Raw genomic sequence first — 9,929 nt, 5'->3', positions numbered from 1 at the left:
AAAAACTTTTATACTTTCTCAACTCATAAAAAAAGAGCCCCAGGCTTACGGGCTCCATTTTCAGTCTATTTATTGGTTATCCAAATCAAGCTGGACATTGCGCTGCGGGGCAAAAGTAGAAATTGCATGCTTAAATACTAATTGCTGTTTACCTTCAGATTCAAATAATACAGTAAAATTATCAAAGCCCTTAATTTGGCCTCTTAATTGAAAACCATTTAGAAGGAACACCGTTACATTGGTGTTATCTTTGCGGCATTGGTTCAAAAATTGGTCCTGAATATTAATTGTTGTTTTCATTAGTATATCCTCCTCTTTTATCTCTACTAATATGTATTCGATTTTACTTGAAGCTTTCCTTCAACATAATGTGAAATTTCCTCTATTTTTTTGGGAGAATTGTTCACATTTGTCATATCAAACCATTGTACATCCATTTTGTTGCGAAACCAAGTTAATTGCCTTTTTGCATACCGTCTAGAGTTTTGTTTCAGTTGCTCAACCGCTTCTTCCCAGGTCACCCTGCTATCTAAATAGCCATAAATCTCTTTATAACCAATCGCTTGGATTGACTGGCAATGATGTAAGCCTTGGTTGTATAAGAATTTTACCTCATCTAGCAGTCCATTCTCAACCATTATGTCCACTCTTAAGTTGATACGCTCATAAAGTTTTTCACGATCCATCATCAACCCGACAATCGCTGTATTATACATCAAATCCGGCTGCTGCTTTTTTTGGGAGTCCTGCATCGTTTTTCCTGTTAAATGAAAGATCTCAAGTGCACGGATCACCCTTCTGACATTATTCGGATGGATGTGTGCAGCACTCTCTGGGTCAACAGCTTGTAATTCTTCATACAAAGCGTCATTCCCAATTTGATTTGCTCTTTTCTCTAACTCAAGCCGAAAAGCTTCATCACCAGAAACATCTGAAAATTGATAGTCATAAATGACGGACTGGATATACAATCCTGTCCCGCCAACAATGATGGGAAGCTTTCCCTTCTTGGCAATCTCATTTATTTTAGTTCGCACCAGGAGTTGAAATTCTGCCACAGAAAAATTTTCCTCCGGTTCCTTGATATCAATTAAATGGTGTGGGATACCTTGCATTTCTTCTTTTGTTATTTTTGCAGTTCCTATATCCATACCACGATAAATCTGCATGGAGTCCCCGCTGATTATCTCACCGTTGTAGCGTTTGGCCATTTCGATACTAAGATTTGTTTTGCCCACTGCGGTAGGACCTATGATCACTAATAATTTTTGTTTAGAATCCACTATTTTCTCACTGCCTTATACTGTTTTTCAGTGATGGAGGCTAATTCGTCTGCTTCCACCCCTTCATGGTAACACAAATTTAAAAAGCAGTAGAACATCAAACAAGTATACACAAAAAATTTGTTTCTTATGCATCTTCAGTTAAATGAAATTTTTATAACATACTTCTTCAAAATATGACAAAAAAATTGATAAGTTTACAAACAGATAACGGTTCATTTACAAAATGCCTTTTACCCCCATATTCATGATAGGCTTAATCGTAGCTTTTAATGTATTTAAAACTTTAGGAATAGGTGAATAAGAATGCTTTCTAATTTTGATATAGGAATTGATTTAGGAACCGCTAATATATTGGTGTATAGCAAAAACAAAGGAATTGCCTTAAATGAGCCTTCCGTTGTGGTGATGGATACAGATACGAAAAAAGTAGTTGCCGTGGGAATTGAAGCGAAAGAAATGATTGGTAAGACTCCAGAAAGAATTATTGCGATTCGTCCGTTAAAAGATGGGGTCATTGCTGATTTTGATGTGACCACTGAAATGCTTAAAACCGTCATGAAAAAGGCTTCCAAAAAATTAGGTTTCGCACTTCGGAAACCTAATGTTGTGGTTTCGATTCCATCGGGGTCCACTAGTGTAGAACGCCGAGCGATCCAGGATGCGGTTCGCAATGCCGGTGCGAAGAAGATTTCTTTAATTGAAGAGCCAGTTGCTGCGGCAATTGGGGCAGGATTGCCTGTTGATGAGCCGGTGGCCAATGTGGTTGTCGATATTGGCGGCGGTAATACAGAGGTGGCGATTATCTCCTTCGGCGGTGTAGTTGCCTGTCATTCTATTAAAATTGGCGGCGATCGTTTGGACGATGATATTATTCAACATGTCCGCAAAGAATATAACGTGTTGATAGGCGAGAGAACGGCTGAAAATATTAAAATGGAAATTGCGTATGCTCTGATTGACCATGAAGAAAAATTCATGGATGTCCGTGGGCGTGATTTGGTAACTGGGTTACCAAAAACCATTAAACTATCATCCTATGAGATTCGGAATGCCATTCGAGAATCGCTGCTCCATATTTTAGAGGCGATCCGGGCCACGCTTGAGGATTGCCCCGCTGAATTGAGTGGAGATATTGTGGATAGAGGTGTGATTCTGACTGGCGGAGGATCGTTGTTGAATGGAATGGAAGCGTGGTTGAGTGAGGAAATTTTTGTTCCGGTACAGCTTGCGCCAAATCCGCTAGAGTCTGTTGCGGTTGGGACCGGACAGGCACTTCAGTTTATTAATAAAATTCAGGCTGGTGTAAAATAGAGTATTTTAAAGGGCTGCAGGATTGTTCCTGCAGCCCTTTATTGGTTTTTAGTTGAGGACAGTTTTGTCCACAACAGATTAATTCTACATAACCCTTTTAAACATCTTCTCCATCTCATAAATCGAATAGTGTACAATAATCGGTCTGCCATGAGGACAGGTAAACGGGTCTGATGCTTTTCGCAAGTCATCAAGAAGTGCTTGGATTTCATCGTTACGCAAATGACGGTTGGCTTTAATTGAGGCCTTACAACTCATCATAATTGCTGCCTCTTCCCGCAGCTTCTTAATATCTACTTTTTTCATCAATAATACCTGTTCAATCATATCCTCCATGATTTGCTTTTCTTCCCCTTTAGGAAACCATTGCGGGTGGGAGCGGACAATAAAACTGTTTAAGCCGAAATCCTCAAGAAACACGCCTACTTTTTCTAACTCAGTAAGATTCTCGGTTATTTTTACATATTCATCTGTTGAATACTCCAACGTGATCGGAACAAGCATTTCCTGCAGCTCTGACTGAACCTGTCCTACTTTTTCCCTGAAATACTCATATTTCAACCTTTCTTGTGCAGCGTGCTGGTCAATTATATATAAGCCATTTTCGTTTTGAGCAAAAATATAAGTACCGTGCATTTGACCGATTGGATAAAGACGAGGGATCCTGCTACTTGGACTAGATTCGTCAGGAGCCTCATACCCTTCTTGGGATTGAGGTTCATGTTCATTTGGTTCACGTTCAAGTGTTGAAAAAGGATTGAAACCTTCCTGTTCAAACGACTCCTCATAAGGTTCATAAGAAGCATAAGAATCATTCGCAGAATCGGTTACCTCCTGTTTAATTGGGGTAGTCTCAAATTGAGGTACCGGAATGGCATTGGCTTCCTGAACCACCTGCTTATAAACAGGACGCTCCCATGGAGTTTCAATCGGTTTACTTGTATTCGAAGTTCCTTCGTCCAAAACAAACGCCGTTTGCTCTGATTTTGGTTCTTCCTTTTTTATAGGGGAATACGCAGTCGGTATCAAGATTTTCGATTTAAACGTATCTTTGATTATGGTTGTGACAAGCTCATCCAGCTCAGCTTCCTTACTAATCCGAACCTCCATTTTTGATGGATGCACATTGACATCCACCAAGAGCGGGTCCATCTCAATATTAAGAAGCACAATCGGAAAGCGTCCGATTGGCAGCAAAGTATGGTAACCTTCTTGAATCGCTTTAGCCAAAGCATAGTTTTTGATAAAACGTCCATTAATCATCGTTGAAATATAGTTTCGTGAAGCCCTTGTTACTTCCGGCATCGACGCAAAACCGCTAATTGAATAATCTAGGGATTTCCCAGAAATCGGGACAAGCTGTTTGGCAATGGCCAACCCGTATATCGCAGCCAATACTTGACGGACATCACTATTTCCGTTTGTTTGCAGCAATTTCCGCTCATTGTGGATTAATCGAAAAGCAACTTCAGGGTGTGAAAGTGCCAGTCTGTTCACTACATCGGTAATGTTCCCCAGCTCCGTATGAATGGTTTTCATATACTTTAAACGGGCAGGCGTATTGAAAAATAAATCGGTAATAATGATATCAGTTCCGCGTCTAGCCGAAGCCTTTTCAAACACTTCGACCTTTCCGCCTTCAATCACGACTCTGTTTCCGGCACCTTCTCCTGTAGAAGTCTTCATTTCAAGTCTGGAAACCGAGGCGATACTGGGCAGGGCCTCACCACGGAAACCGAGGGTCCGAATCCTGAATAAGTCGTTTTCATTTTTAATCTTACTGGTGGCATGACGTTGGAAGGCGAGCAATACATCTTCCTCTTCAATACCATAACCGTTGTCCATGATGCGGATTTTGGCCAGCCCGGCTTCTTCAATTTCAATTTCAATCACGGTGCTGCCAGCATCAATCGCATTTTCAACGAGTTCTTTCACGACGGAGGCCGGGCGCTCAACTACCTCTCCGGCCGCAATTTTATTGGATAAGATTTCATCTAATTGAATAATCTTTCCCATTCAAGTCGCCCCCCTTATTTTAACTTTTTCTGGAGCTCATACAGCAGATTAATCGCTTGAAGTGGTGTAACATCTAATAAATCTATTTCTTTTATTTTCTCTAAGACTCGTTTTTCTTTAGTGGAAGGCTCTGCTTTTTTCGTTGCTGCCGGCTCATCGAAAAAGGATAACTGTGCAGGTTTCTCAACCGGTTTTTCTATCTTTTCCTCTAGGACTTGTGGATCCACCACTACTTTCACCCGCGCCGGCTCGGCATCTGTCTGTTCCAATTCAGCTAAAATTTCACTCGCCCGTCTAATTAATTCAGCCGGAAGCTCAGCAAGCTGTGCTACATGTATTCCGTAACTTTTATCTGCTGGACCTTCCTTGATTTTATGAAGGAAGACCACCTTCCCGTTATGTTCAATCGCACTTACGTGGATATTTTTTAACTTAGAAAGCTCTTCATCTAACACGGTCAACTCATGATAATGGGTGGAAAATAAAGTTTTCGCCCCAATCCGTTCATGAATGTATTCAATAATGGCCTGCGCAAGGGCCATCCCGTCATAGGTCGAGGTCCCCCGGCCGATTTCATCGAATAAGATTAAACTATTTTGAGTGGCATTCGCAATGGCGTTTTTAGCCTCAAGCATTTCTACCATAAACGTACTTTGACCGGAAATTAAATCGTCCGCTGCACCAATTCGTGTAAACACTTGATCAAAAATTGGCAGTACCGCTTCTGCGGCCGGAACATAACAACCAATTTGCCCTAGAATAGCAATCAAAGCGACTTGGCGCATGTACGTACTTTTACCAGACATGTTCGGACCTGTAATAAGAAGGACTTCACGATCACTATCCATTAAGCAGTCGTTGGGCACATATTCTTGTGTATTTAATACTTTCTCCACAACCGGATGACGTCCTTCTTTAATGACTACCCGGCGTTCGTTTGAAAATTGCGGTTTTACATAACGGCGTTCCTCACTAACTTGAGCGAAACATTGTAATACGTCCAGTTCACTGACCGCCTTGGCTAATGCCTGAAGCCGAGGGATTTGTTCTTTCACCATTTCACGGATTCCAGTGAATAAATCATACTCCAGTTCGCCGCATTTTTCTTCCGCTTGTAAAATTAATGCTTCTTTTTCTTTTAATTCAGGTGTAATAAATCGTTCTGCGTTCGTTAAGGTCTGTTTCCGTTCATATTGCCCCTCTGTTAATAGGTGAAGGTTCGCACGGGTTACTTCAATATAATATCCAAACACACGATTATAGCCGACTTTTAAGGATTTAATGCCCGTTTTCTCGCGTTCTTCCCGCTCCAACTGGGCAATCCAGGTTTTTCCGTTCCGGCTTGCATCACGATATTGGTCAAGCTGTTCATTATAGCCGTCCCGAATGATATTTCCTTCTTTTAAGGACAGCGGTGGATTGTCGACAATCGCTTGCTCAAGCAGATCGGTCACTTCTTCACATGGATCAAGCTTTTCAGCAATTTCGTTCATTTGCTCATTTTGCATCCTAAAAAGAATTTGTTTTATAAATGGTACTTGCATTAAGGATCGTTTTAACTGGACTAAATCACGGGCATTAACATTACCAAAGGCAATGCGGCCAGCTAATCTTTCTAAATCGTAAACTTCTTTTAAGTTCTCACGGAGCTCCTGGCGCTCAAAATAATGCTGGATTAGAACATCAACGAGATTATGACGCTGCTCAATTTCAGCTTGCTGAATCAAAGGTCTGTCAATCCAGTGTTTTAGCATCCGGCCGCCCATCGCTGTTTTTGTTTCATCAAGCAGCCATAATAAGGAGCCCCTTTTACCTTTTGAACGGATCGTCTCGGTTAATTCTAAGTTACGTTTTGAATAGTAATCAATTTTCATATATTGCTGAATTTGATAAGTCGTCACTGGTTGAAGATGGTCTAAACTTCTTTTCTGTGACCGGAATAAATAGTGAAACAGTCTTGCAGCGGTTTGTTTCAATTTTTCCTGATTCAAATCTTCAAGCAGGTGGGCAAAGTTCATTTCTATTGAACTATTATCCTCAAAAGAAATCGCCAGTACATCGCGTTCACGCATCTTCTTTTGCAGTTCCCCATCAAAATTACTGCCAACAACGACTTCTTTGGCACTTAAGACAGCTAATTCGTTGAGAACTTCATCAAAATTATTGGATAGAAGCGTGACCCGGCTCTCTCCAGTTGAGATATCGTTGTATGCAAAGCCAAAGGTTTGATCGTCAAAGGCTGTAATAGCAGCAAGGTAGTTGTTCTCTTTGTCAGTTAACCCTTTTCCATCCATTACGGTACCAGGGGTGATTAGCTGAACAACTTCCCGTTTTACCATCCCTTTTGTTTGTCTTGGGTCTTCCATTTGTTCGCAAATAGCTACTTTATAGCCTTTTGAAATTAACTGCTCAATATAGTTGGGAGCAGAATGGTACGGCACACCGCACATCGGGATTCGGTCTTCCGAACCGCCCTCACGGCTCGTCAGGGTAATCTCTAATTCTTGTGATGCTTTGACGGCATCGTCAAAAAACATTTCATAAAAATCGCCTAGGCGAAAAAATAAAAAGGCATCTTGATAATCTGCCTTAATCGTTAAGTATTGTTGTATCATCGGCGTATAACCAGCCATAATGACCTCCAGAGTTAATAATCATTTTTTATTGAAATGGGTTGTTCCCCCATACAGTTCATTTCCTAAATTCGATTTACTTCGACAAACTATTATATCATATACGCCCCATGGCAGGCACCCGTTGAAAATTTGCCAAATTAAAGGGTAAATTTATTTTTCCTTCTTCTAACGTTCGACTTTTTCTTAATTCAAAGCATGGTAAAGTACAAAATATAGGGGGTGTTCGTTTGGGGTGGTTCGGACGCAGTTCTAAAAATTATCATTTTGAAATGTTTTCCGTTAGTCACTTTCTCATTATTGCCCTCCTATTGACTGTGTCAACTTGCATATTTTTATATAGAGATAAGTTGAAATCAGAAAAGATGAGATATTGGGAGATTGGCGCAGCCATTTCTTTAATTTTCATAGAAATAACCTATCACTTCTGGATGTTCATCAATGGCAGTTGGGATATCAGTCATGCGATTCCGCTAGAGTTGTGCAGTATCAGCCTTATTTTAAATATTTTTTTATTGTTGACTAGAAGAAAGATCATTTACGAGATTTTATTATTTACAGCTTTATTAGGAGCGTCACAAGCCATTTTCACGCCATTATTAAATTATGATTTCCCGCATTTCCGATTTTTCCATTTCTTTTATACGCACTTAATGAGCATTTGGGTGCCGCTTTATTTTACATGGACGAAAGGCTACAGGCCAACCATTTGGTCAGTCTTGAAGTTATTTATCTTTTTGAATATTTTAATGCCGATCATAATCCTCATAAATAATCTGGTGGGTGGTAATTATATGTTCTTAAGCCATAAGCCAAACAGTGCCAGCCTACTAGATGTACTCGGCCCCTATCCTTGGTATATATTATCGTTAGAAGGTTTATTAATTTCATTAAGTTTAATTGTTTGGGGTCTTTTACGAGAAAAAACGGCAAAAAAAACGGAAGTGGAGAGGGGTATCTCGATTCCTTAATAACTTCTTATTGACCTTTTTAAATTAAATTATTATAATTAATAACGTTCCTATTGTCCCAATAGCTCAGCACGTTTGAATTTGCTACGGTGAGTTTACTTCAGCGTACTGATCGAGCTGCTTCTAGCGTAATCATACTGAGATCAGGACGGGTTTACTAATTATGTGTAGGAACAAAGTATTTTTTATTAACTTGTCCCAATAGCTCAGCAGGATAGAGCAACAGTTTCCTAAACTGTAGGTCGGAGGTTCGAATCCTCTTTGGGACGTATCGTTATAGAAAGCGCTATGTATCGCGGTTTGGTATCCGGACAATCTTTCGGAGACATATCGCAGACATAGCGCTTTTTTAGTACGCTTTAGTCCGTGGTTTTTGCGGCTTTAGGACGTCGACATGTAACTGTAGGACCTTCCGGTGACAGTATAGGAGGAGTCAATAAGCGTATGAGACGGACATTTATCGGAGCAAGAGGAGGAAAAGCCTCTCCTGAAGTCCGACAGTCGCAGTATGTCCCACATACGTTGCGTAATCAATTCGCGAATCAAATTCCTCGGCCTCATGCTCTCTATTCGCTCAGTATCCCACCATAAATTACGATAAGACTTCAACAATTCCGGAAACGCAGCTTGCCACTTAACCATTCCGATATCACGTATTGTCCTATCTACTCATTTCTCTTTGGCACTATTTTATACAAACGTATGTTCTAGTGAAACAATAAATAAAAAGACTGCAAAAGGCAGTCTTCATCAATTAAATGCCACGCTAGTTGAACAATTTTCTTCATAAATCTAAAAAAAATGAGCTTATCTTAACATCAAAGCTCTTTGGAATAGAAAGTTATTTATCTTTTAAGCAAAAAGTTGTTTTTTTAAATGTTTGTCCATACAAAATTTTACATAACCACATATTTTATAAGATAAAAGGTCAAGGGGGTGAAAAAATGGTTCGTATTATTGATTATCAAGCAACAGAACCAATTCGAAGGGTTAACAATAATAACCCAATTGCTATCCCTCATTCTTCGAGACGTGTTGTACTAGCATCTATCAATATAACTATACCAAGAGGGTTTTCCAATCAAAATCATGTAGAATTAATTGCCACAGTTGGAGTTAGAGGGATAAGTGGTACATCACAAATTTTATTTAAAATCTTTCGTGATGGAACAGAAATCTTTAGAACTCAAGAGGGAGTAGAATCGGATCCTGAATCAGAGGTTAATTACATTGTGACATTCCAGGGTATTGACACGAATGTAAGACAAGGAACACATCTTTATCGAGTGACCGCTGAAAATATTACCGATGGCACTGAAGCAGCTGTTGTAGGACCAATCTCGTTTAGTGGTTTAGCAATAGCTCGTGATGAGTGGGATGATAAGTGATAGTTGAAAATCCTAGACTTCCAATAATCAAATGATCATACTATACCCTATTTTTGGGGGTATAGTTTTTTTAAAAAATCTTTCAAACGATTGGACAATTGAAACATTATTTTGCCCTCCCCATATTCATTAATATTCATTCAAATCATGCACCATGAATTATACCACTTCATTGAGCAGGCTTTCGTTAGTTTAACCAGTAAGGAAATCTTAATGCTTACTAGTAAGAATTAAGAAAAAGTAATAAGCTTGATGAACTGCTGAGGGGAATTAAAGAAAAATAGAAAGAACCTCCTATTTTAGATTATGAACTATAACCCGAAT

Annotated in this window: 7 protein-coding genes and 1 tRNA gene; 4 read left to right on the top strand and 4 right to left on the bottom strand. The window is 39.7% G+C overall.

Going from position 1 to position 9,929, the window contains the following annotated elements; all coding sequences use genetic code 11:
- Nucleotides 1–69: 69 nt before the first annotated feature.
- A complete protein-coding gene (gene hfq / locus V7266_RS01560; RefSeq protein WP_335465477.1) occupies nt 70–300 on the bottom strand; it encodes an RNA chaperone Hfq in 231 nt (76 codons plus the stop codon).
- A 26-nt stretch (nt 301–326) separates the two neighbouring features.
- A complete protein-coding gene (gene miaA, locus V7266_RS01555) occupies nt 327–1,283 on the bottom strand; it encodes a tRNA (adenosine(37)-N6)-dimethylallyltransferase MiaA (protein WP_335465476.1) in 957 nt (318 codons plus the stop codon).
- Between the two features lie 306 nt (nt 1,284–1,589).
- Here miaA and mreBH point away from each other — a divergent pair, with 306 nt between their 5' ends.
- Complete coding sequence (gene mreBH / locus V7266_RS01550) at nt 1,590–2,597, top strand: rod-share determining protein MreBH (RefSeq protein ID WP_335465475.1); 1,008 nt, start codon at nt 1,590–1,592, stop codon at nt 2,595–2,597.
- Between the two features lie 84 nt (nt 2,598–2,681).
- On the opposite strand, the gene mutL is transcribed toward mreBH, so the two are convergent.
- Both mutL and mutS read right to left on the bottom strand, forming a co-directional pair.
- Entirely contained in the window at nt 2,682–4,613 is a 1,932-nt protein-coding gene (gene mutL / locus V7266_RS01545; protein WP_335465474.1) for a DNA mismatch repair endonuclease MutL, read from the bottom strand.
- Nucleotides 4,614–4,627: 14 nt separating this feature from the next.
- The gene (gene mutS, locus V7266_RS01540; RefSeq protein ID WP_335465473.1) at nt 4,628–7,246 is read right to left on the bottom strand and encodes a DNA mismatch repair protein MutS; all 2,619 of its coding nucleotides are present in this window, start codon (nt 7,244–7,246) and stop codon (nt 4,628–4,630) included.
- Nucleotides 7,247–7,476: 230 nt separating this feature from the next.
- Between mutS and V7266_RS01535 the strand changes: the two genes are divergently transcribed.
- From V7266_RS01535 to V7266_RS01525, 3 genes are all read left to right on the top strand, one after another.
- Entirely contained in the window at nt 7,477–8,217 is a 741-nt protein-coding gene (locus V7266_RS01535) for a YwaF family protein (protein WP_335465472.1), read from the top strand.
- Nucleotides 8,218–8,412: 195 nt separating this feature from the next.
- A tRNA-Arg gene (locus tag V7266_RS01530) sits at nt 8,413–8,486 on the top strand.
- Between the two features lie 675 nt (nt 8,487–9,161).
- Nucleotides 9,162–9,605 (top strand): exosporium protein C, encoded by a 444-nt coding sequence (locus V7266_RS01525; RefSeq protein ID WP_335465471.1) that lies wholly within the window; start codon nt 9,162–9,164, stop codon nt 9,603–9,605.
- Nucleotides 9,606–9,929: the final 324 nt, after the last annotated feature.

Source organism: Neobacillus drentensis, assembly GCF_036965645.1.
Taxonomy (GTDB): Bacteria; Bacillota; Bacilli; order Bacillales; family Cytobacillaceae; genus Neobacillus; species Neobacillus drentensis_D.
The sequence above is the reverse complement of the archived record's forward strand: the minus strand, read 5'-3'. Positions and strand labels throughout refer to the sequence as shown.

Bases quoted from the DNA above. Each gene is read 5' to 3' on its own strand.
- mutL (WP_335465474.1), bottom strand. From the start codon at position 4,613: ATGGGAAAGATTATTCAATTAGATGAAATCTTATCCAATAAAATTGCG.
- hfq (WP_335465477.1), bottom strand. From the start codon at position 300: ATGAAAACAACAATTAATATTCAGGACCAATTTTTGAACCAATGCCGC.
- V7266_RS01525 (WP_335465471.1), top strand. From the start codon at position 9,162: ATGGTTCGTATTATTGATTATCAAGCAACAGAACCAATTCGAAGGGTT.
- mutS (WP_335465473.1), bottom strand. From the start codon at position 7,246: ATGGCTGGTTATACGCCGATGATACAACAATACTTAACGATTAAGGCA.
- mreBH (WP_335465475.1), top strand. From the start codon at position 1,590: ATGCTTTCTAATTTTGATATAGGAATTGATTTAGGAACCGCTAATATA.